The following is a 23,633-nucleotide window of genomic DNA, read 5'->3' on the forward strand; positions in this document are numbered from 1 at the left end:
ATACAAGTTACTAACACTGCACAATAGTAAAGCGTGAATTGAATCTAAGAAAATGATCTGTTTCCACAATTAAGCCAATAATACTGTATGTCCAACCACACTTTCTTACTTAATCCAATGCTGCTGCGTCTATGCGATTTGAGCTCGTTTGTGATTACCGAGGGAGTGTGACGGAGTAATTACCGTGGGACTTTGTCGTTTTTCACTTTAAAGTCTAGTCCATCCGTATCACTTACTACGGTGTATTTGCTAATGCCTCTGAACGCTCGATCCGTAACACCTTAGTATTCAGTTTTTCTCTTACCCAGATGTTCCTAATTGTCGAGTGACTGATTGATATCTTGTGCCTTTTCATCATTTCACTACTTATAAAGATTTGGGTAAGAGAAGGTTTTTCTAATGTTAAGGCAATGACTTTATCCTCAGTATCCTGATCTATACGATTGGTATGACGAGGGATACCATACATCCGTTTTAGCGCTAGAGGCCCCTGAGTCTCAAGCAGACGTCGATTGTTGTAGATACTTTCCCTTGAGCAACCACTGATCCGAGCCGCTTCAGATAAGTTACCTAGCTCTTCTGCAAGCTTGATGGCATCAAGTTTTTTCTGAACCTCTTCTCCACATTCCGTGAGTTTGCACGATTCCTTTATTTCAGCGATAGAGAGCTTACGATCTGCAAAATAAGCGCTGAAATTACCATCTAACTGCTTCCGTATTTCAACTTTATGGTTCACGATTGAATGCCTTAAAGGAGAGTCGATCAAGTACATGGTGTTGTTATAACTGAAGGTATGATCACGACGGATTTTTCTGTATTCCTTTTGAACGCAGATAGCATCAAGGTTGATGTGCTCAGGGACGGGTTTGAATTCCGAACGGATATTCTTTGCATGGACGGTGAGTTTTTTCAACCAGTAGTCTGGAATAAAGATGCTTTGAAGATAATCATTAGCGCTGTCCATGTCCATTATCTCTGCCAGACGAAGTTCAGGAACTAAGCGATCTTGGAAGGTATCGAATGCGCGCTCAACCCGACCTTTACCTTGAGGTGAATTGGCAAAGATTATCTCTATTCCAAGCTCTTCACACGCCCTTTGCATTTGTGAGAAGTTACAACGCTTAGGACCACCAAAGATCCCTGCTCTATCAACGTATAGCGTCTTAAACAGTCCTCGCTTCTCGATATAAGCTTTCATGACTTTCATGCAACCTTCGGTAGTCTCGGACGGAAAAAACTCAGCATGGATATCACTGGTCGCATCATCGATAATAGCGATTAAACAAGATTTATTATGACCGAACCACTGGTGCGGACTGCCATCCATTTGCAGCATTAATCCCGATGATTCCATCCGTTCACGCCTTCTTCTCACTTTCGAACGACGATGTTTCGCCCGTTTCACATGGTGAATAGCATGAGCCCAGGATCGCAGCGTCTCACGCTTAACTTGAATGCCTTCTCTAAACCTTAAAATGTCAGCTAGGTGTAATAGGTTGAAGTCATAGTACTTCTCTTTAATGAGTGACTGAACTTGTCTTTTTAATGAGTCGGGGATCTTATTAGTTGGCGTTTTCCCCGTGTTACCGTGGACAACAAAACGAATGCCATCTTTTTTATATCGACTGAGATAGCGTTCAATGGTTCGACTGGATTTATTGAGCAGTTTTGAGGCGTTAAGAATGCTGATTTTACCTTGAGCAACCTTAGCAATCACATCAACAGTGAGTTGGGATTGGGAATTCATCATGATCATCCTTAGTAACCTCTAAAAAGTACACAGTGCTACTCAGAGGATTACTGAAAATTTAGATCCGTCAATTTCCCTTGGTAATTATAGAAACGACAAAGTCGCTTGGTAGTTAAGGTACGACAAAGTCCCTTGGTGTTCACAGCGATTTGAGCTCGTTTCTGACTCGTTATGGGACAGAAATGCGTTAGAGCAAAGAGTCTAAAAATGGGGAGTGGGATTATAAAATCTATGGTGTTCAGATACCGTTTACACTGATCCCACATTTCTTATTTTTGCTCTGAAACTTTACAATCCAAAATTATCTTTAATACCTGCTTATACTCAGCTCTTTCGGGTTCATTTTGTATAGCTAAATTAATATTAGATAAAGCTTCACTATCCTGATTATTAGCAAATAGTGCTGTAGCTAACATACAGCGAGCCTGTGATAAGCTTGGTGTTATTTGAACAGCTTGTTCTAAATGCTCGATTGCTTCCTTGTACTTTTTTCTCGATAGGAAGTAATTTCCCAAAGCATGATGAACAAAATCTAGATTTGGTTCTAGATCATTAGCTTTAATGTAAGCTTGGTAGGCTTCATCTTCTTTTCCAAGTGTTGAAAGAATTATGGCTTTTCCTGCGTAAAAACTTGATTTTTCAGAACTAAAACTCTCAGCCTTATTAAAAAATTCTAACGCTTTCTCTGACTGTCCTTTTCTAAATAGCGTTAACCCAAGGTTCTGGTAGTAAGGGCTTGGAAATGGATCTAATTTAGTTGCCTTAATATATGATTTTTCAGCTTCTTCAATATTCCCTTTTTTGGCCAACACATTACCTAAATTAAAATGATATACAGGTTCATCAGGAGAGTGTCTAAGTGCCTTCCTAATGTTCTCTTCAGCTTCATGTAGTCTTCCTGCTTCAAGCATCAACATAGATAATGAGCTATATGCTTCAGCTGATTCTGGACTTAAAGTAATCGCAAACTTGTAATCACATTCTGCTTGTTTTGGCTTTTTAAGGCCTGTTTTAACATGCCCTCTCATAATATAAGATCTATAACTTGTAGGATCTAATGTGATGCAATCTTCTATAAGCCGTTGTGCTTTGTGTAATGTTTCAAGAGTTGAAAAGGATTGAAGCGCCTCAGTCTTTATATCTGCTCCCATAAGATAGAATGCTTCATACAACTTGTTGTCAATTTCTAGCTTTAAACGCTTTTCTTTCAAAGCCGAATCATCAGTTGCTATTTTTAATGTCTTACGATTAGACCTGTAAGATAATATTAACGAGGCAAAAGAAACCAACAGAGCTAAAACTGCAATCTGCGAATCGCTTTGTAAGCCAACTAGCTCCCAAATGGCTTTCGTGTAAAGGATTATATTGTCAGACATTTCAAGAGATTCAATGCAAATAGTACAGAGATAATACATTTATTTTTAAGCTTGAGCTAGACACACAATAGATTAGAAAATATAAGTCTATACTGGAGGTTATTCAGTAACCTAACTTCTCTCGCTAGCACATAAAGGGGCAGAAACCATTTAGTTAGGCTCATTTCTGAGATAACGTCATGGGTCGTGCTCACGATTAATTGAGGAGCGGCGATCTTTAATGATGCTCAAGTGTTCAAATAGGGACATGGGGTAGGCCAGAAGAATAACATACCCGATCAGATCGTACTTAGTGAGAAAAGTTCCCCAGCATTAACATAGTATGAGCCCGCCCTGACTCGGTGGAAGAGGGATGAGCTTATAGAAATTGCTGCTTGGATATAGTGAAGGAATAGATATCTCTCCGCATATTTATTAGCGGAGAGGTTAATCAATATGTGTTAATTAGTTAGGGCTTTTACAAAGGTTATCTTTACCGCTACTACAAACTACTATTGTTACGGTTCCCCTTGGGACTATTTTACTTGAAGATCCCCGAACAGTTAAGCCATATGAGCTCATAGCCGCGTGAAATACTGACCATGAAGCCTGTGATATTCCTGAAAAATTATAACTTTTTTCAGAAAAAGGATTTGATTTTGTAAAATCAACTGAATTTCCATTTTTATCAACTAATTTAATGAATTTGAAATGTGCTTCATCATCCATGTCATAAAAATCAAGGGTGGCGTAGGCTTTTACACCATCAGAAAAAAGAAAGACTAATGCCGGCATCTCAAATTTTATTCCTGTGGAAATCATTTTTGAAGCGGAGGCACCAACAACTACTGCTTTTTCGAGAATGCTTTTTCTTAGAGGCATTTGATTAAAATAGTTAGTGACTTTGGTCTTTACGTAACCTGCGCCAATGATCTCATATCCACTTTCTACAACTGTCGAAGGTATTTCTATTGAACGTTGAGAATAATATTTCCTAGCATCATTTATCGAGTCCGCTAAATCAGTAAATAGATTTAATTCTTCATTTGTGATTGATGCCGATATCGTTGAATAGTCATATATCTTGCGGCATATCTGGAGTTTCCCACCTCTTCCATCAGGTTCGTTGTCATATTCGCATTCTACATGTGAAGATTTTGAAACTCTAAATTTTTTCAACTCATAGTTTTCGAAATTCATGATATTGATGGATAAAGTTCGATTTAAAACAGCGTTTTTTCTTGCGGCTGTATAAAATTGCGTCTCAGTTTGGCAAGTTGCACATTCAGCATGAATGGGGTCAATTGCTAGCGCGGGCAATGAAACGGTAGATGAAAATAAAAGACCAAGAATTACTGCTTTTTTTAGTGTCATTATAATATCCTTATTACATGAAAATCCCTATATAGGGGACTATGAATACCTATTTTTATAGGAAAAGTAAAGGGATATAACCTGTTGGCTTGGTTTTATATCGAAAAACTTATTAAATTTTCTTAAAAAGTATTATTACCCCCTTATTGGGGTTTTGCGCCCACCCCCTCGAAATCGGTATTAGGAACATGATCTTGTCAAGTTAGGGTCAAAGAGCACTGGGGTTGCAGTGTAAATAATTAATATATCAACCCTAACATTACACTTTTGTAGGTTCAAACTTACGTTAATTTAAAGTTAGACCTTAACGTTACAAATTGATTAAAAAATATAGGTATCAGTAATTAATAAAAAATTAAGGTTAATTTTGGGGTTTGGGTGCAAAAAACATTTATCAGCTTTTAAGAGAATCGAAGTGTAAAATTGAAAATTATTTATTCTCTCCGCAAACAGGGGCTAAGTATAAAAGCGATAAAAAACGTTGATCCAATATGGAAACTGACTTAAACCAGTGTCTACTAAACTCATTAAGAATGAATAAACTAAGTTTATTTAAACCGATCGCTTAAATCTTTAGATTAGTAGTAAGATAAACTGAATAAGTTGATCGTATTTAAAAACCTTCATAGTTAATTTATATTTTTTAATGATTTATGCACCATGAGTTGACGTCCCCCCACCCCATTTTGTACTTAGACCCAGGTTACGAGAAAACTGGTAGCAAATCATTGCTATTGATGGACTAATCTTACGTGAAGCCGCAATTCATCAGGGTAAAAAAAACGCACTTCATCTGTTTTAAGCATTTGAGACTTAACAAGGTCTAGTTCTTTTTCAGTAAGCAACTGCGGTTAAAGGGAATGAGTTAGCCATAGTTCAAGATATGGTTGATGTTCGCAACACAATACTGACGTTCGACGCATTATACTTTCAATAAAGAAACACTCCCAAAAATAGTGAAAAAGTTGGTGAGGGATACATCGTTTTTTTGCCAAATAACAGCCAGATGTTACACCTACTATCTTAGTTTTTGTATTAGAAAGATTTGGCTAAATGGCAAACGCAGGAAATGTTGCGAGCAACTACTCTAAGAAGGAATGGGGCATAGATGCGTTAGCTGCTGACCAAAGTGGTTCCAATGACCTGCGGTCGGCCCATGTGCAGTCACTGCCGAGGCTCGCCGCAAGTTCGTCCCTGAAGGCTCAACGAAATCATCCTTGATTTCGACGGCCTCAGCCGCATCTACACTGGGTTATAAAAGCGCAAACTCTCGGCATTTTAGTTTTAAATTTAAAGACATAAGCCTTAAATTAAGCAATATTGCCAAACAGAATAAACATTGATTACAGAATCCAATCTCCCCCGTTGGAAATTTTGCTGTTTAAATTTCGCCGGGGCGCTGAGGGATTGTCAAGGGGCGCAAGCGCTTTGCCCCTTGGCTCTGGTGTGGGCGAAGCACCACGACTTCGATTTTGATTTTGAAAAACAATAACTGATAGTACAGCCAAATTGTTTTGGGGCATAGATGCGTTAGCTGCTGACCAAAGTGGTTTCAATGACCTGAAGTCAGCGTATGCGCAGCTTAATATCTAGTAATGTAAAAACATAGAACCAAGCTCTAGCTTGCTCGCTAATGAATAGCAGACAGCCACTGTTCAGCCATTTTTTGCTGAACCTAGGCTGAACACTTTACTGATTGCTTCATAAGGAGTGGGTTTCTGGCAACGGCTTTTGATAGAGTCATTTCACGTCGAATCAATGGGGCCGTATAATGCCAAAGCGTTCAAGAGCTGAAACCAAGCAAACCATAGAACAAATAACAGCAGCTGCACTGCAACAGATGTTGAATATGGGTTATGACGCGATGTCCTACTCCACCCTTTCGCAAGCAACAGGGATCAGTCGTACTGGGATCAGCCATCACTTCCCTTATAAAGCGGATTTTCTCACCCTGTTAGAACCGAAACTCGGCGCCTTGTTAATTGAGGATTTAGACTTTAGCAGCACAGAATTGCTGCAGGAATCTTGGCTTTACGCATTAGAAACCCCTCAGTTTAGCGCGATTATAAAATTGTTCTTTGCTATTTGTGGCTCCAATCAGTTGAATACAGCCCAATATAAGACACTGACTTTGTTACATGACAAAGTGGCCGTTGAGTTTGGGGAGCCGGGGAGAGCAACTGTCGATACGCTATTAGGTAAAAGCGCAATATTTCTGTTTGAGCAAAATAGGCAATAAATAGTTCACGAACCTATAAAGCTAATGATTTTCTCTGTGTATGCTATTCGGGCTAAAATTAATCTCATCTTTGTTATCTATGATTCGCCTTTGATATTCTGGGTTAGCAAGGGCGTAGCGGTTGAGAGCATGACCCACATAGAGTAACGGATAGCCCAATGCTGCTTAAGTATAAAAAGCAAAAGGTTAAGGTGCTAGCGCTGTAGCGACGAAGTCAGTTTTTCTATATGCTAGCGGCCAATAAATATTTTAAGCCTGTAATGAGTGATGCACGATATGGACGTCAAACCTAACATCTCAGTAGCCGCTGAATCGATCAAACGTTTCCCCAAATTAGATAATCAAGAGTTAGTCAAACCCAGCTTTTGGATAAGCCAAGTGTTTATGATCATTGCCACCATTGTTGGTGTCTATTTGGCTGCGCAAGAGGGCTTGTCACAGGCGATTATCTTCGATGATTTATCAAACAAACAAGATAACTATTACCTTCGACATGCACTTTTCGACGAAGTGAATGACAATGTCACTATCATCAATGAGTATGCCGATACAGTGGCAAAAAGCTCCCCTTATGACTTAAAGAGTATTCACCCTACAATGGCAACATTCGTCTGGGAGAATATGCGCTACTCAGCCAATACATTGGAAACTCCAACGCAAATTCTCACTGAGACTCGGCGATTCTATATGACATCGGCAAACATTATTTCTAAAATGGAAAGTCGATTCTATGGTGCAAAGTTTGGCGCTGAAAAACTCAAAGAGTTAACCAAAAATGTGTCTGAATCAACCCTCCCAATGTTGCAAAAAAACTATCAAGCACTCGCCGCAGAGTTAGACGCTGCCAATATTACGGTTGAATAAGGATATTTAAATGACGATTAAGTGCCCCGGTTGTAACAGCCAAGCGATGCGAGTGTTCGAGTTTCATGGTCAAGAGGTTGATAGCTGCACTGAGTGCGGTGGTATATGGTTTGATAGTGGTGAGCTTAACGGTGCACTTTCAACGGCAGACAATGGCAATGACAGCGTCGGCATTGAAAATTCACTCGGTGAACATCAAGGGGTGTCACTCCGACAATGCAGCCATTGTCAGTGCAGTATGCAGCACTACTTTTTAATGGACGACTTTCAAGTTGAGGTGGAGGTTTGCCACTCTTGTACTGGGGTATGGATTGATGAACACGAACGAGAGAAAGTGCTGCAGTCCCCGCAAATTAGAGCGGCATTAGAACGACTCAATCAAAAAACCAATGTCAAAACGTGGCTGTTTCAATTTTTACTGCAAATGCCGTTAGAGTACAACTTAAAAACCAAGAGCAAACCTTGGGTCACGTATAGTTTACTTGCACTGAATATCATCATCTTTTTTGCCTACGGTTATAGTGACCCCGCTACTGTGTGGGTGTTTGATCATTTTGCCATGCAGGCGTCACTCGTGATGCAAGGGCAGCAGGTATTGCCTCTGCTAAGTCATATGTTTCTTCATGGTGATATCGTTCATCTGCTGGGGAATATGTATTTTCTCTATGTGGTTGGTGACAATTTAGAGGATGCACTCGGTCATTCTCGTTTTCTTGCGGTGTACTTACTGTGCGGTTTTGCTGCCGTCTTTGCTCAAATTGCATCGGATCCAACATCGACCGTATACATGGTTGGCGCGAGTGGGGCGATAGCGGGCTTGTTTGGTATGTATCTGTTGTGGTTTAGGCATGCCAGTCTGACATTCATGTTTGTTGTCTTTCAAAAGAAATTGTCGCCGATGGCATTCTTTGCGATTTGGTTATTGATCAATATTGTAGGGGTATGGTTTGCTGAGGGCGGCGTGGCTTATTGGGCGCATATTGGCGGTTTTATCGCAGGTCTGGTTATCGGTATCGCGCTTAAGCAGCGAGTCATGTTGGCTAACCCCATGTTGGCGATGCTTAATTCACCCGAAGTGAAAGTGTCTCGATAGTTTGTGTGTGTTTACGCATGTTTAGAAAATTAAGGCCGCGAATGCGGCCTTTTTGTTAACTCACTACCAATCAACTAATCTAGCTTAAAAGTGCCATTGCAGGTAAACACTTTGATAATTACTGCCACCACTTATGCGGCCAAAGGCCGAGCTCGACTCAAAAATGCCTGAGCGGTGGTGGATGCTATAACCAAACCAAAGGTTTTCCATTTTTCTTGAATTGAACACATCTCCGACATTAACATCTAAAGAAAAATCTAAGTAATTAAGCAGCTTGGATGGCTTATAGTCTTTTTCTTCTAACTCGCTAGATTCAATGTAAGTGACCGTGCTGGCGTAAGATAAACCTTCGGCGACACCGAGTCTAAATCGTGGGCCAATTTCAAAGGTGTAGTATGCTTTAATCGCAATAATGGCTTCAGCAATATTATCTTGTACTTCAGAGTCATGGTGCCAGACTAAGCCCGGCGTCAAGTAAAGCTCTATCGGTAAGGTAAACAGGGTATCGGTGAGCTGAGTACCGTAAAAAGCCGAGGTCATTTGGTTGTTATAGGGATCGGTTGCGGTTTGCCATTTGAGTATCGCATTGAGGTTCGACGGCGTCGCCCAGCCATGAGCAATACGCAGGTATTGGGTAGGTTTTTCTTGTTTAGTCACAACAGGCTTAGCCGAATAATTCTTTTTATCCGGTTCGGGAAAAAAGCCGAAACCGAAAAAGGACTCATACTGAAAGCGGTTATTAATACTGGGCAGATTGTAGACATCATCTTCTAAGCGTCCTACGCCAAACTGGCCCAATAAATACAGGTTTCTGAACACATGATATCGCGCTTTTATGCCCGCATTAAAGCTCACCCCACCGCCCACTTCATATTTATCTAAGCCATAATAATATTGATTAAAATCGGCACTTTTCCACTGAAACTCAGCGTAAGGTAATAGGCGCCAATCTCCAGACTGCCAAAGGTATTGAGTGCGACTATAGCCATAACTGCGCTTGTCGGAGTCAGAGAGAATGGCTAAATCGACATCCCATTGATCTTTGACAAAACGGTATTGAAAACCAAAATCAAAGGCTTGAGATTGAGTGTCATTTTGCAATTCTTGGGGAATATCAACAAAGCGGAAACGGGTGTATAGATTGACTTGATGGTTGTCATTTTTCCAGATGTGACCGGCAGCTTCCATTCCATTGATATAGAAATAATCATTCTTAAAATAGATGAGCGGCAAGGTGTCATACACCTCATCTTCTTCGGTGGCGAAGGGAATATCGCCACGGCGTTTACCGATACCAATGCCCCAACTGTTATTCCATTGATTGGCTGTCGGCTCTTCTGCTGTCACCGCGATTGCCGATTCTGTTGTCGTTGCCAATGCAGGGTCTTTCGCCGCGTTAACGTTGCCTTGGGGCACAAGCATTAACAAGCAGACAAAAGTTGTTGAATATAGATTGAATTTCATATTATTTTTCTTAGATTAGCGCTGAGCGAAGTATAGAGAAAAAAGCAGGTTACATACATAAGTTTAACAAAATTGTATTAATTTAGACTTAAAAAAAAGACCGCAAATGCGGTCTCTTAATCATTGAAGCTAATAATTAATCTGCTTCTTTTAAGCTCTTTGTCAGCTCAACAATGGCTTTCTTACCATCGCCAAATAACATGACCGAGTTGTCCATCGCAAACAGAGGGTTAGGCAACCCTGCAAAGCCTGGGCTTAATGAGCGCTTTACAATTACGACGGTTCTAGCCTTGTCGACGTTGAGAATGGGCATTCCGTAAATTGGGCTGCCTTTGTCTTCTCGTGCCATAGGATTAGTTACATCGTTAGCACCAATCACAATCGCCACATCAGTTTGCTCAAACTGAGGGTTAATCTCATCCATCTCGATTAACTGCTCATAAGGCACTTCAGCTTCTGCTAGCAATACGTTCATATGGCCTGGCATGCGACCCGCTACGGGATGGATGGCATAAAGCACCTTGGTGCCTCGCGCTTCCATCACCGAGGCTAGCTCACGTACAGCATGTTGCGCTTGTGCCATTGCCAGTCCGTAACCTGGCACGATAACAACGCGCTCGGCAGTTTCGAGTAACATCGCCACTTCTTCTGGTGAAGACGAGGTGATTTTACCGGCATAAACTTCGTCAGCATCAATCGTTTCTCCGCCTTCGGCCATAACGCCAAAGAGCACATTAAACAGTGAGCGGTTCATTGCCTTACACATGATCCGTGTCAGAATAATACCTGATGCACCGACCAGTGAACCCGATACTATAAGGACGGTGTTGCCGGTAATAAAACCAGTCGTTGCCGCAGCAAGACCTGAATATGAGTTAAGCAGGGCAATGACAACGGGCATATCAGCGCCGCCAATGGGGATGACGAGTAATAAACCGAGTACTACTGACACAGCAACTAACGCATAGATCAGATTAGTGTTGCTTGGGTCCATCACGATAGCAACAGACAATCCAATGGCACTGATCAACAACAATGCATTGAATATCTTGTTACCAGGCACCTTTATCGGATTGCCTGAAATAAGCTCTTGTAGCTTAGCAAACGCAATAAATGAACCTGACAGGGTCACGGCACCAATAATCACGGTTGCCGTAATGGAAATCAAGGCGACGGTGTGTGTGGCAGACTGAGGGTCGAGGAAGTTAGCCAAGGCGATAAAGAGTGATGCTCCACCGCCAAAACCGTTTAGCATTGCGACCATCTGTGGCATCGAGGTCACTTGAATTCGGGACGCCATAACTGCGCCGATAGTTCCCCCCAATAGCACACCCGCAATGATCCACTCGTAACTTAAAATACTCTGGTCAAACAGAGTCACAACGACCGCCATGAGCATACCTAATGCGGAGAGTTGGTTACCCCTGACCGCCGTTCTCGGCTTTGTCAGGCCTTTTATCCCAAGGATAAATAAGCTCGCAGCCACCAAATAGACGAGATAAATAATTGTCGCACTCATAGTGGCTTATTTCCTTTTGAACATAGCTAGCATGCGGTTGGTGACCATATAGCCACCGACAACATTAATCGTGGCAAGTACCACAGCGACAAACCCTAAAACGTTGACCCAAATACCGGCGCCAGAACCTGCTGACAATAGTGCGCCGACGAGTGAGATCCCTGAAATTGCGTTTGAACCTGACATTAACGGAGTATGCAAGGTGGGTGGTACTTTGGTGATGACCTCAACGCCGAGAAATACTGCGACCATAAATAGGGTCAGTAAGAGTAAAATTTCCATTTATTTTTCCTCCGGTGTAGCAGCCGTTATGACAGGCTCCAATGCGGGTAAACCTAATATATCGCGTAAGCGTGCACTGGCGACTTCGCCTTGGTGTGCCACAACGGTATCTCTAACAATTTCATCTTCAAAATCAAGTGTTAAAACACCCTCTTTATCGACAAGCAGTTTAAGTAGATTTTCAATGTTGGTGCCATACATCTGGCTAGCATGGTTGGCCGCGCTACCCGGTACATTGGATGGCCCAAGAATGGTCACACCCTTGTAAACCACTTCTTTATCGACTTCCGTGAGTTCACAGTTACCGCCCGTTTCAGCGGCGAGATCGACAATAATGGTGCCATTCTTCATACCATCTACCATCTCTTTAGTGATCAAGATAGGGGCTTTGCGACCTGGAATAGCGGCAGTGGTAATGACGATATCTTGCTGTGCCAACACGTTTGCCATTGCCTGTTGCTGACGCTTAAGGAAGTCATCAGTTTGCTCTGCAGCGTAACCGCCTTTGGTTTCGGTATTTTCAGTTTCCAAATCGAGTTCAACGGGCTTAGCGCCTACTGAGATGATTTGCTCGCGTGCGGCAGGGCGAATATCGTAAGCTTCAACTACAGCGCCTAAGCGCTTCGCGGTTGCACAAGCCTGTAGGCCTGCAACGCCAACTCCCATAATAAAAGCACGTGCTGGTTTGAGGGTACCTGCGGCTGTCATCATCATTGGGAATATACGTGGAGCTTTATGCGCGGCAAGCAAAACGGCTTTATAACCCGAAATAGTGGCCATTGAAGAGAGAATGTCCATGCTTTGTGCACGCGTGATCCGCGGCACGAGTTCAAGTGCAATCGCAGTCGCTCCCGTTTCGGCAATCGCCTGGGCATTTTCTGGATGCGCAAGTGGGTCCATCATACCGATCACGATTTGATTCGGTTTAATGGTGGCTTTAAGTTCAGCGAGTTGCTCATCTTTAGCATTGACGACAGTAATCACATCCGAGTCGCTCAAGACTTGTTCGCGAGGTGCAATCGTGGCACCTGCTGCAACATAATCTTCATCGGTAAACCCGGCATGACTTCCAGCATCGCTTTCAACAAGCACTTGCACGTTTTTCTTTAGCAGACGAGCCACATTGGCAGGAATAAGTGCAACACGACTTTCTCCAGCATGACTTTCTTTGGGGATACCTAACTTCACAAAGGCTAACCTCTTCGTTGAGGACATTCGTAGGGACAGATGTCATTTTTATTTGTAAGGTCTCATATTGTGGCGACTCTGAATTTAGACACAAGCTGATATTTTTCAATATCGTGTTTACAGTACTGGTCTGACTGAAAAATTTGCGCTAGGCCACACTTTTAAATGGAAGTTTGCTGTCATCAAGCCCACTAAAAGTGAATTCATTCAAATGTCAGTTACTTTTGTAGCTTACTTTTCAATCTTTGTATATTCCAAAATGGAATTAAAAATCATTTTTTATTCTTTTTTACTTTTAGTGAGAGGCGCTAAGCTTGCAAACACTAAACTGATACAGGGCCGTTCTAATGTTGTTAAAAGAGCTTTCATCACTCGCATCACCTTTGTCTTCTGGGCAAGTTGATAAGCTAAAGCAGTTCACCGCTGAATTGAGTGCCGTACAACTTGCGTGGGTTAGTGGCTATTTGGCTGCAACATCTGAACAGGGAACTTCGGTTGTACCACAAGCTAGTGCAGAGCAAATTATGACTATTTTATACGGTAGTCAAACCGGTAATGGTCGTGGCGTGGCATCGGCACTTGCTGAAAAGGCGCAAGCCCAAGGTTATGCGGTTAATTTAGTATCGATGGGTGACTACAAGGCGCGTCAGCTAAAGCAAGAGTCATTATTACTGTTAGTCGTTAGCACTCATGGCGAAGGCGATGCTCCTGATGACGCCATAGAGCTGCACAAGTTCTTAGCCTCAAAGCGTGCACCTAAGTTAGATAATCTTAACTACTCGATATTGGCACTGGGGGATTCAAGTTACGAGTTTTTCTGTCAAACCGGTAAAGATTTCGATGCTCGCCTTACCGCGCTCGGTGCAACATCAATTTCGCCCTTAATTGAATGTGATGTGGATTATGAAGAACACGCAGAAGCGTGGCAAGACAGTGTACTTGAAGCCGTTAAGCCGCTGATCCAAAGTGCTGGTGCCAGTGTGGTGTCAATTGCGAGCACGGCTCAGTCTGTAACCTCTAGCTTTACCAAACAAAAGCCATACGCTGCAGAGCTGCTTGTCAGTCAAAAGCTGACCGGTCGGGATTCCGACCGAGATGTGCGTCACGTTGAAATTGAGCTAGGCGAGTCAGGTATTCATTATCAAGCGGGTGATGCATTAGGAGTGTGGTTTAACAACAGTGCAGCGTTGGTTGATGAGCTGCTTGAGCATTTAAGCCTTAATGGTGATGAGCAGGTCAGCATTGGAAGCAACACGCTTAGCTTGCGTGATGCGCTAATTAATAAAAAAGAGTTAACTCAGCTTTATCCTGGTTTAGTCACAGGTTGGGCTGAATTGAGCCAAAGCCAAGCACTGCTTGATATCAGTGCCGACAAAGTGCTTGTGCGTGAGTATATTAATAACAACCAAGTTGCTGATTTGGTCCATCAGTATCCAGCGAGCGTCAGCGCAGAGCAATTGATTGGGCTGCTTCGTGGTATCACTCCAAGACTTTACTCGATAGCCTCTAGCCAAGCGGAAGTGGAATCGGAAGTTCATCTAACCGTGGCATTAGTTGAAGACGAGCGCGCTGGTGTTGCTCGATTTGGCGGTGCATCTCAATTCCTAGCAAGTGCTGAAGAGGGTCAACAAGTTAATGTCTACGTTGAGCCAAACAATCATTTCCGTCTGCCAGAAAATCCTGATACCCCAGTTATCATGGTAGGCCCGGGTACGGGTGTCGCTCCGTTTAGAGCATTCATGCAGCAACGTTCAGCACAGGGTATTGAAGGCAATGCGTGGTTAATCTTTGGTAACCCCCATTTTGAGCAAGACTTCCTCTACCAAACAGAATGGCAGCAGTACATACAAAGCGGAGAGCTGTCGCGCATTGATTTAGCATTCTCGCGCGACCAAGCCCATAAAGTGTATGTGCAGCATAAAATTATTGAACAAGGTGAGACGCTGTGGCAGTGGCTTGAATCTGGTGCTCATTTATATATTTGTGGCGATGCAGAGCGTATGGCAAAAGATGTTCACCAAGCCTTATTGGATGTGGCCATAAAATTTGGCGGTAAGAGCGCTGAGCAAGCTGAAGATTACCTCGAAGCGCTGCGAGTCGCTAAACGCTACCAAAAAGACGTTTACTAGCTTTTTTGCAGATGACAAAGAACGCATTAATGAGTCGCTGGCAAAACCCAAGTCAGCGCTAAATATAAAAGAATAATAGAGAGTATCTTGCTATGAGTGAGAAAAAGTTAGCTATAAATGAGTATTTAAAGACCGACAGTGATTACCTGCGTGGCACCATTCAAGAAGGTTTGGATACCCTTGTCACCGGTGCTTTTAGTGAAGGCGACCAACAGCTAATTAAATTTCATGGCTTTTATCAGCAAGATGACCGCGATCAGCGTAACGAACGTAAAGAGCAAAAATTAGAGCCGCTTTATAGCTTTATGTTGCGTGCACGTGTTGCGGGGGGCGTTTGTTCACCGCAGCAGTGGTTAGCGGTCGATGAGATAGCGTCTAACTTGACCAGCTCTAACAGTATCCGTCTCACTACGCGTCAGACGTTTCAATACCATGGTATTCCAAAGCGTAATTTGAAAACCATCATTCAAGATCTTGATCGAGAAGCATTAGATTCTATCGCTGCTTGTGGTGATGTGAACCGTAATGTGATGTGTAATCCCAATCCGGTGCAGTCTAAGTTACATCAACAAGCTTATGCTTACGCCAAGCTGTTGTCAGATAACATGCTGCCACACACCAAAGCTTACGCAGAGATCTGGTTGGACGATGAAAAGCTAGTGACAACCGAGGGTGAAGTGGTTGAGCCTGTTTACGGTAAAACGTATCTGCCGCGTAAGTTTAAAATGGCAGTGGCAGTGCCACCAGATAACGACGTTGATGTGTACACCAATGACCTAGGGTTTATTGCAGTGGCCGAAGATGGCGATCTCGTTGGCTTTAATTTGGTTGCGGGTGGCGGTATGGGAACGACCCACGGTGAAGTGGCGACTTTCCCGCGTTTGGCCGATGACTTTGGTTATATTAAAGCGGAAGATACGCTTAAATTTGCCGAAGCGATAATGACGGTGCAACGTGATTGGGGTAACCGAGAAAATCGTAAGTTGTCGCGCCTTAAATACACCATTGTTAAGCATGGCTACGACACTTTTAAAGCCGAAGTCGAAAAGCGTACTGGCATTAAGTTTCAACCAAAGCGTGATGTTGTTATTGGTGACCGTGGCGACCGATATGGTTGGAAGCAGGGCGTTGATGACAACTGGCATTTAACCCTATTTATTGAAGGTGGCCGTGTTAAAGACTTGCCTGGTCAACCTCTGCAAACTGGGCTTAGAGAGATAGCGAAAATTCACCAAGGTGACTTCCGCATGACGTCTAATCAGAATATTATTATTGCTGGCGTGCCTGCAGCAGATAAAGACAAAGTCGAAGCGTTGGCAAGACAACACGGGTTAATGGGTAAGCTTATTACCGAAACGCGTGGCCGCTCTATTGCGTGTGTCGCGTTACCAACGTGTGCCCTAGCAATGGCTGAGGCTGAGCGATATTTTCCTAGTTTCTTAACCAAAGTTGAAGCGCTGCAAGATAAGCATGGCTTCTTAGATCAAGGCATTGTTATTCGCATGACAGGTTGCCCTAATGGTTGTGCTCGCCCATTTGCAGCAGAAATTGGCTTAGTCGGTAAAGCCCCAGGTCGTTACAACCTCTATCTTGGCGCGAGCTTCGAAGGCACACGACTTAATAAACTCTATCGTGAGAATATTCAGGAAGCTGAAATTCTTGCTGAACTTGATGACTTGTTTGCTCGTTATGTATCAGAGCGAGAAGCAGGTGAAACGTTTGGTAACTATACCGTTCGCAGCGGCGTAGTGGCCGCAGTGCTTGATGCTGCTAAGGATTTCCATGGCTGATCTACAGATTAAATCGGTTATCTCTAAAGAGGCGCTAGCCGCTTTGCTGACCGCGCCAAAAATTGAGCAGCAGATTGAGCTTGAAATAGTGAACCGTTTTCTAGATGAGCTAACGCCTGAGCAGCGAGTACGTTGGGCGCTGGAATATCTGCCGGGTAATGCTGCATTATCGTCGAGCTTTGGTATTCAAGCGGCGGTGATGTTGCATATGCTGAGCGCTGAAAAGTCCGATATTCCGGTCATTTTGACTGATACTGGTTACTTATTTACCCAAACGTATCAGTTTATTGATGAATTGACTGAACGGTTGAAGCTCAACCTTAAAGTATATGCTTCGCCGCTAAGTGCTGCTTGGCAAGAAGCCAAGTTTGGTTTTCTTTGGTTGCAAGGCATTGATGGGTTAGATCGCTATAACCAAATCAATAAAGTGGAGCCGATGCAGCGAGCATTGAAGGAGCTTGAAGTGGGAACCTGGTTTGCCGGACTTAGACGTTCGCAATCGAGTACTCGCGAAGCGCTACAAGTGCTAGCGATTCATGGTAAGCGTTATAAAGTGCTGCCGATTATTGAATGGGACAATAAACAGGTACATGAATACTTAACCGCTTTTGACCTGCCTTACCACCCGTTATGGGACCAAGGTTATGTTTCCGTTGGTGATATTCACTCAAGTAAACCGCTTGAAGCGGGAATGACCGAAGAGGAGACCCGATTCAACGGTATTAAACGTGAATGTGGCTTACATTACGATATATAACCCCTAGGCGCGTATGTCGATATTTAGCAGCGCGCCAATGTTCATTTAAGGGGGGCGAAGGGAGAGGTTAAACGCTATTTTCAGCTCTATTTATAAATATTTAATAATATAAATATTAATGCTTTAGGTTATCTTTTACTGCGTTTGATAATAAATTGTACATTTTTATTAACAAGGTTATGCACAGCGGTTTTTTTTAGACTATAGTTCAACGTTCCCGTAGATGGTTTTAGGTAACTGTTCTGTATCAAGCCTATTTAGGCTTAGCAATATTTAGTCTTCCAATGGCTTAGTTTGTAGTTGAGATATTTGTTAATTCTCCTATAAATGAAGCTTCGCTAAATACTGCAGACAGAGCCGTCAGTAACCAAACAAACCAAGCTCAGTTTCGCTCACCATTAGGTGGCTTTATTGAGTGCTTAGGTTGACTTGCTAGCGCCTGTTTATCCAAGCAAACAGCCCCCAGGTAGTCTGTTTAGGCTGCCTGGGGTTTATTACTTATTTTGTGCTGCTAATGTCTCTTTTAATGTGTCCCCCCTTACTGCAAGGGCCTCATTTGCTCTGCCGACTTACCTCCTTCCCTCTATCTCCCCTTTAGTCATTGGGCTATTTATCAGTAAAAAGGTCGTAATAGGGCTATCGATGCTTGCCAAATGTCTCGATATTAAATCAATCGTTTAAGTTGCCTGCTCTGCGTTAGTGATATTGAAAAAAGGGAGCAAGCATTATCGCAATCACAGCCTTGTTCAGCGCCGATCTTACAGGAACTCTGAAACAAGCATGTTGAAGTGGCTTGGGTATATAACTCAGTCAATAATGATGTAATATACCCCGCGAAGTTATTAATATAATGAGTAAGTTATTGCTTGCTAGGCTTAGCTTGCAGTGACAGAGTTAAAACAAAAGCGTCAATGACTGGATTGATGGAATTATTAAATGGAGTTTTTAAATGAATAAGATGCTAGTTGCTGCCTTAGTGGCGGTTGGTGCTGGTGGGTATTGGTACAGTCAGCAAGATGCTGAAGTATCGGCGAGTGATAACGCTGTAATGGCTTATATTCCGGCTGATACGCCTATATTTTCTGGACAGTTGCAGCCATTTCCGATCAAGTCATATATCGATTCTCTTTCTGATGCCTACAAGCAATCAGGTGCAAACTCGCTGGGCGAGTGGGAAACGGAAGAAGATCCACGTGCACAGTTTTTTCTCAGTCTAACGAAGTCGTATTTAGCTGCAATGAAAGATGGTGATACTTTCATTAGTACATTTGGTCTTGCTGAAAATATCCGTAGTTACTTTTATACCCTAGGCGTAATGCCTGTACTTAAGATTGAAGTGGCCAACGAAGATGCGATTTGGACATTGCTGGATAAAGCAGAAGCCGAGAGTGGCTTAACGCATGTGCCCGCTCAATTAAAAGGGGTTAATTACCGTAGCTATCCGCTGCTTGATGGCACTGAAGATGAACAGATAAATCTGGTTATAGCGGTACATGACTCAATGTTAACGATGACACTAGACGCCTCGTTTAGTGAGCCCGTATTACTGGAAACCGCACTGGCAGTTACGCCCGTTGAACGCTCGATTGTCGACGCTAAGATTATTGAAGATATCATTGCTAAACATGGTTTTACCAATGAAGGTATCAGTTATATTAATCATCAAGAGATAGTCAAAGCATTCACTAGCACTGATGGTAATCAACTGGCGCGTCAGCTCACTAAGTTATTTGCAATGGCTGAAGAAGACCCTTTTGCAGAGCTTAGATCGCCAGCGTGTGACCAAGAGTTGTCGGCAATAGCCGCAAATTGGCCGCGCACGGTTGCCGGTTATGATCAAATAGATATCACCAGTAGTGAAAGCTCACTGAGTTATAGAGTGGTTTTTGAAAGTAAGAACCAGATTATGCTCAATGCATATCAACAGATGCGCGGTTATATTCCTGCATATGTACAAGATATTGATAACAGCGTTGCGACTCTTGGGCTTGGCATCGATATTAACCAAATGGTGCCATCTTTACAGGCCATTTGGGACGAAATGTTAACGCCAGAGTATCAGTGTGGTCCATTGCAAGAGATGCAAGCGGAAATGAGTCAACAAAGCCCAGGTATGCTTGGCATGTTTACTGGAATGGCTAATGGAGTCAAAGGTGTCGGTGTGTCAGTGATTGACTATAAAATCAATGATGATATTGACTCTCCTGAACTCGAAAGCTTAGATGCCGTGATGACCTTGTCTGCCGAAAACCCAGAAATGTTGTTTAATATGGTTAAGCCATTTGCTCCAGAACTCGCTAATATTCAACTGCCGACAGATGGCAGTGCGATTATTTTGAACGATGTATTGCCCATGCCACCAGAGATGAAAGTCACCGCCAAGTTGGCAGTGAAGGGCAACCATTTGGTGTTGTTCTTCGGTGATAAGGGTGAAGCGGTTGCTAATACGCTGAGCTCTGAAGCCTTGGCCAGCAATGGTCTGCTGACAATGTCTGCAGACTATATGAAAATGTTTGCGCCCTTGCTTAAGTTTATTGAGCTCACTGGAGAGCCTATTCCAGAGGAGTTCAAGGCGATGAAAGATTATGACATGCGCGTTAAAGTTGAGCTTGATGTGGATGATAAAGGTATCGTTATTGATTCATCGGTGAATTCACGTGCGAGCAAGTAACCTTTAAAATAGCGTTTAACGCACTGATAAAACGCCAGTTTATAAAAACTGGCGTTTTTATTTCCATCTTAAAGATAATGTCGATTCAGGAGAATTAGTTTGATTATTGCAGGACTCTTTTTAAAAGCTAATGAGGTCAGAGTAGTGACTCTCACTGGTGAGCGTATAAGCCATAGTGTGATCGCGCCTAAAGTGACTAAATTTGCTTTGTTGAAAAACCCGACTCAAGCAGATGTGGTTGCATTTATAGCGCAGATTAATGGTTATGTTAGTGAGCATGCTATTGATAAGTTGGTGCTAAATAGACGTGCGACCACAGGGCAAGGTGCGGGAGGTGCGGGAACATTTTTGATGGAAGGGGCGATTCTGGCAACATGCGCTTGTGAGGTGGAATTTATTCACCCCGCGACATTACGTGCGTCAGACAAGAAGCATAATGAGCTTAAAAACTGTCGTCCTAAGACGGTTGATTTGGGTAAGGCCTACGATTTAGCATTTGAATGTTTAAGCTAAAGCTTGCTGGTCACTTAAGGTGATCTATTTAGTTCTACGCACGTATTAGTGGTATAACAGTGAAAGGCGACACAGGGAAACTTAGGTGAAAACAATGATTAAAACAATGATTAAGAAAACGTCAAAGATGCTTTTAGCTGCAGCGTTACTTTTACCATTGAGTGCAATGGCAACCGATTTGAAGGTGGGTGATACCGCACCAAACTTTAAGTTACAAGCCACAGATGGACACTTCTATCAGCTGAGTGATTATAAAGGTAAGCAAACGTTAGTATTGGCATGGTATCCAATGGCTAACACCCATGGTTGCACACTAGAATGTAAATCGTTGGTGCAAAAAGGACATCTTATTCGCGAGTACAAAGCGGTATACATGATGGCCAGCGTTGACGACCTTGAAGATAACCAAGCGTTTGCTAAAGAACAGAAAGCAGACTTTCCAATGTTAAGCGATCCGACCAAAGAAACCGCTAAAGCTTACGATGTGCTTAATTTTGTGCGCGTTGCCAGCCGGGTGACTTTTTATATCGGTGAAGATGGCAAAATCTTAAAAATTGATGATGATATCAATGCTGAAACTGCCGCTGAAGATATTGCTGCAACGTTAAAGGCACTTGAGATTGACAAGGTAGTTGAAGATGAGTCTGTTAGCGATGGCGAAACAGCTCAAGTAGAGTGATCTGCAAATAGCTAATACTGAATCAAAAAAGCCACAATACAAATAATGTATTGTGGCTTTTTTAGCGGTGCAAAATAGTGCTTAGTGACAGCAAAAGACAGTCGCCAATCTATTTGATGGTTTTAACCCCTTCAGGGGTACCGACTAACAGCACATCAGCGCCGCGCATGGCGAATAAACCATTAGTCACAACACCCACAATAGCGTTGATATTAGTTTCAAGCTCTTTTGGATTGATGATCTTCATATTGTAGACATCTAAGATAATGTTACCGTTATCAGTGACTACGCCTTCACGATAAACAGGATCGCCACCAAGCTTCACCAGCTGACGTGCTACGTATGAACGTGCCATTGGGATAACTTCAATAGGCAATGGGAATTCACCTAAGATATCAACTTGCTTAGTATTATCGACAATACAGATGAACTTTTCAGCCACTGCCGCAACAATCTTCTCGCGAGTCAATGCCGCACCACCGCCCTTAATCATGTCCATATGGGCGTTGATTTCATCGGCGCCGTCGACGTAAACGGAGAGTTCATCGACACTGTTTAGATCATATACTGGAATACCAAGTGCTTTCATTTTTTCAGTAGAGGCTTCAGAGCTTGATGTAGCGCCGTCGATCTCTGCTTTCATTGTCGCGAGTGCGTCAATAAAGTGATTCACGGTAGAGCCAGTTCCTACACCCACAATGCTATCTTTCTCTACATACTTAAGTGCTGCCCAAGCGGCGGCTTTTTTCATTTCATCTTGAGTCATAACGAAATCCTATTTAAAAGCAAAGGTTAAAAATATTGGCGATAGTATACGCTTTAAACTAAAGCGTGTCTGAAATTTGCTTTTAAAGTGACAAGCTGGCGATATCATGATTAGCTTGGCTCAACAGATAAAAATTAGATTAAAAAGCGCTTAGGCTATTTTACCGTTGGCAGGCAATGAGCATTGATAAGCACTCATCTACATCGGTTTTTCGTTCAGGTAACGCTATTAAAAGGAGTTTGTATGGCTGGGGCAAGTTTATTAACCTTATTAGATGATATCGCCACTATTTTGGATGATGTTGCCTTAATGAGTAAGGTGGCGGCGCGTAAAACTGCCGGGGTGCTCGGGGATGATTTAGCCTTAAATGCGCAGCAAGTCACTGGTGTTTCAGCGGATAGAGAGTTGCCAGTAGTATGGGCTGTAGCCGTAGGGTCTTTTAAAAATAAATGCATTTTGGTTCCTGCTGCAATGCTCATTAGCGCTTTTATTCCTTGGGCGGTAACCCCTTTATTGATGTTCGGTGGTTTGTTTTTATGCTTTGAAGGTTTTGAGAAAATTTACCATAGTTACCAAGTGAAGAAGCAGCCTAACGTCATCAATGAACAACCAGACGAAGTGATTGGCGATCTCAAAGCGTACGAAAAGAAAAAAGTGAAAGGCGCCATTAGGACTGATTTTGTGCTTTCTGCGGAGATTATCGCTATTACGCTTGGTATTGTTGCTGAAAAAGGCTTAATAACTCAGTTTTTCACCTTGAGTGTCATCGCGATTGTGATGACCATAGGTGTTTATGGGTTAGTTGCCGGTATTGTCAAAATTGATGATGCGGGCTTGTATTTAAGTCAACGCCAAGGAGAGAGCTTAGCGGCTCGAGTTAAACGCCGTTTAGGGCATATATTGCTGAGCTCTGCGCCTTATTTAATGAAAACCCTGTCCGTTGTCGGCACCATCGCCATGTTTATGGTCGGTGGCGGTATATTAACTCACGGGCTGCACTGGGTAAGCGATAAGATCAGCCACGTAGCGACCTGGGTTGAGGGTCTGTCTGTGGTCGGCCCAACGCTATCATTTATCACGCCGAGTATTTTAAATTCTATTTTTGGTGTGGTTGCAGGTGCAATCGCCGTTATGTTGCTGCAACTGGTCCTCAAATTGAAAAGCGATAAACCGGTTAATCATTAAAGACGGTTATTTAAG

Annotated in this window: 18 protein-coding genes; 10 read left to right on the forward strand and 8 right to left on the reverse strand. The window is 42.8% G+C overall.

Going from position 1 to position 23,633, the window contains the following annotated elements; translation table 11 throughout:
- Positions 1 to 235 precede the first annotated feature (235 nt).
- The 3 genes from CXF86_RS00310 to CXF86_RS00320 all read right to left on the reverse strand — a co-directional run bounded on the left by CXF86_RS00310 (position 236) and on the right by CXF86_RS00320 (position 4,479).
- Positions 236 to 1,756 (reverse strand): ISNCY family transposase, encoded by a 1,521-nt coding sequence (locus tag CXF86_RS00310; protein WP_102038062.1) that lies wholly within the window; start codon positions 1,754 to 1,756, stop codon positions 236 to 238.
- A 263-nt stretch (positions 1,757 to 2,019) separates the two neighbouring features.
- Complete coding sequence (locus CXF86_RS00315) at positions 2,020 to 3,126, reverse strand: tetratricopeptide repeat protein (protein ID WP_180960972.1); 1,107 nt, start codon at positions 3,124 to 3,126, stop codon at positions 2,020 to 2,022.
- A gap of 444 nt (positions 3,127 to 3,570) precedes the next feature.
- Complete coding sequence (locus tag CXF86_RS00320; RefSeq protein WP_102038064.1) at positions 3,571 to 4,479, reverse strand: hypothetical protein; 909 nt, start codon at positions 4,477 to 4,479, stop codon at positions 3,571 to 3,573.
- Between the two features lie 1,771 nt (positions 4,480 to 6,250).
- Here CXF86_RS00320 and CXF86_RS00325 point away from each other — a divergent pair.
- The 3 genes from CXF86_RS00325 to CXF86_RS00335 all read left to right on the forward strand — a co-directional run bounded on the left by CXF86_RS00325 (position 6,251) and on the right by CXF86_RS00335 (position 8,675).
- Entirely contained in the window at positions 6,251 to 6,718 is a 468-nt protein-coding gene (locus CXF86_RS00325) for a TetR family transcriptional regulator (protein WP_102038065.1), read from the forward strand.
- A 276-nt stretch (positions 6,719 to 6,994) separates the two neighbouring features.
- Complete coding sequence (locus CXF86_RS00330) at positions 6,995 to 7,582, forward strand: hypothetical protein (RefSeq protein ID WP_101091756.1); 588 nt, start codon at positions 6,995 to 6,997, stop codon at positions 7,580 to 7,582.
- A 10-nt stretch (positions 7,583 to 7,592) separates the two neighbouring features.
- The gene (locus tag CXF86_RS00335; protein ID WP_102038066.1) at positions 7,593 to 8,675 is read left to right on the forward strand and encodes a rhomboid family intramembrane serine protease; all 1,083 of its coding nucleotides are present in this window, start codon (positions 7,593 to 7,595) and stop codon (positions 8,673 to 8,675) included.
- Positions 8,676 to 8,759: 84 nt separating this feature from the next.
- On the opposite strand, the gene CXF86_RS00340 is transcribed toward CXF86_RS00335, so the two are convergent.
- The 4 genes from CXF86_RS00340 to CXF86_RS00355 all read right to left on the reverse strand — a co-directional run bounded on the left by CXF86_RS00340 (position 8,760) and on the right by CXF86_RS00355 (position 13,128).
- Positions 8,760 to 10,139 carry a MipA/OmpV family protein gene (locus tag CXF86_RS00340; RefSeq protein WP_180960973.1) on the reverse strand — a complete coding sequence of 460 codons (1,380 nt, stop codon included), beginning with the start codon at positions 10,137 to 10,139 and terminating at the stop codon, positions 8,760 to 8,762.
- A gap of 136 nt (positions 10,140 to 10,275) precedes the next feature.
- A complete protein-coding gene (locus tag CXF86_RS00345) occupies positions 10,276 to 11,658 on the reverse strand; it encodes an NAD(P)(+) transhydrogenase (Re/Si-specific) subunit beta (RefSeq protein WP_102038067.1) in 1,383 nt (460 codons plus the stop codon).
- A 6-nt stretch (positions 11,659 to 11,664) separates the two neighbouring features.
- Positions 11,665 to 11,940: an NAD(P) transhydrogenase subunit alpha part 2 gene (locus CXF86_RS00350; RefSeq protein ID WP_101091759.1), complete on the reverse strand. Its 276-nt coding sequence runs from the start codon at positions 11,938 to 11,940 to the stop codon at positions 11,665 to 11,667.
- A complete protein-coding gene (locus tag CXF86_RS00355) occupies positions 11,941 to 13,128 on the reverse strand; it encodes a Re/Si-specific NAD(P)(+) transhydrogenase subunit alpha (protein ID WP_101091760.1) in 1,188 nt (395 codons plus the stop codon).
- A 347-nt stretch (positions 13,129 to 13,475) separates the two neighbouring features.
- On the opposite strand from CXF86_RS00355, the gene CXF86_RS00360 reads away from it, so the two are divergent.
- The 6 genes from CXF86_RS00360 (at position 13,476) to CXF86_RS00385 (ending at position 21,667) form a co-directional block, all read left to right on the forward strand.
- A complete protein-coding gene (locus CXF86_RS00360; protein WP_102038068.1) occupies positions 13,476 to 15,257 on the forward strand; it encodes an assimilatory sulfite reductase (NADPH) flavoprotein subunit in 1,782 nt (593 codons plus the stop codon).
- Positions 15,258 to 15,349: 92 nt separating this feature from the next.
- On the forward strand, positions 15,350 to 17,047 hold the full coding sequence (cysI, locus tag CXF86_RS00365; RefSeq protein WP_102038069.1) for an assimilatory sulfite reductase (NADPH) hemoprotein subunit: 1,698 nt from the start codon (positions 15,350 to 15,352) through the stop codon (positions 17,045 to 17,047).
- Positions 17,040 to 17,804, forward strand: a complete 765-nt coding sequence (locus tag CXF86_RS00370; RefSeq protein ID WP_102038070.1) for a phosphoadenylyl-sulfate reductase — start codon at positions 17,040 to 17,042, stop codon at positions 17,802 to 17,804. The genes cysI and CXF86_RS00370 overlap by 8 nt, the downstream gene beginning before the upstream one ends.
- Positions 17,805 to 18,753: 949 nt before the next feature.
- Positions 18,754 to 20,475, forward strand: a complete 1,722-nt coding sequence (locus CXF86_RS00375; protein WP_101091764.1) for a hypothetical protein — start codon at positions 18,754 to 18,756, stop codon at positions 20,473 to 20,475.
- A gap of 99 nt (positions 20,476 to 20,574) precedes the next feature.
- Positions 20,575 to 20,988, forward strand: coding sequence for a DUF3010 family protein (locus CXF86_RS00380; protein WP_102038071.1), 414 nt, complete (start codon positions 20,575 to 20,577; stop codon positions 20,986 to 20,988).
- Between the two features lie 106 nt (positions 20,989 to 21,094).
- Positions 21,095 to 21,667, forward strand: a complete 573-nt coding sequence (locus tag CXF86_RS00385; protein WP_102038193.1) for a peroxiredoxin family protein — start codon at positions 21,095 to 21,097, stop codon at positions 21,665 to 21,667.
- A gap of 109 nt (positions 21,668 to 21,776) precedes the next feature.
- On the opposite strand, the gene rpiA is transcribed toward CXF86_RS00385, so the two are convergent.
- Positions 21,777 to 22,433: a ribose-5-phosphate isomerase RpiA gene (gene rpiA / locus CXF86_RS00390; RefSeq protein WP_101091766.1), complete on the reverse strand. Its 657-nt coding sequence runs from the start codon at positions 22,431 to 22,433 to the stop codon at positions 21,777 to 21,779.
- Positions 22,434 to 22,676: 243 nt separating this feature from the next.
- On the opposite strand from rpiA, the gene CXF86_RS00395 reads away from it, so the two are divergent.
- Positions 22,677 to 23,618: a DUF808 domain-containing protein gene (locus CXF86_RS00395; RefSeq protein WP_101091767.1), complete on the forward strand. Its 942-nt coding sequence runs from the start codon at positions 22,677 to 22,679 to the stop codon at positions 23,616 to 23,618.
- Positions 23,619 to 23,633 lie beyond the last annotated feature (15 nt).

The organism is Shewanella sp. GutCb (assembly GCF_002836135.1).
In the GTDB taxonomy this organism is placed as follows: domain Bacteria; phylum Pseudomonadota; class Gammaproteobacteria; order Enterobacterales; family Shewanellaceae; genus Shewanella.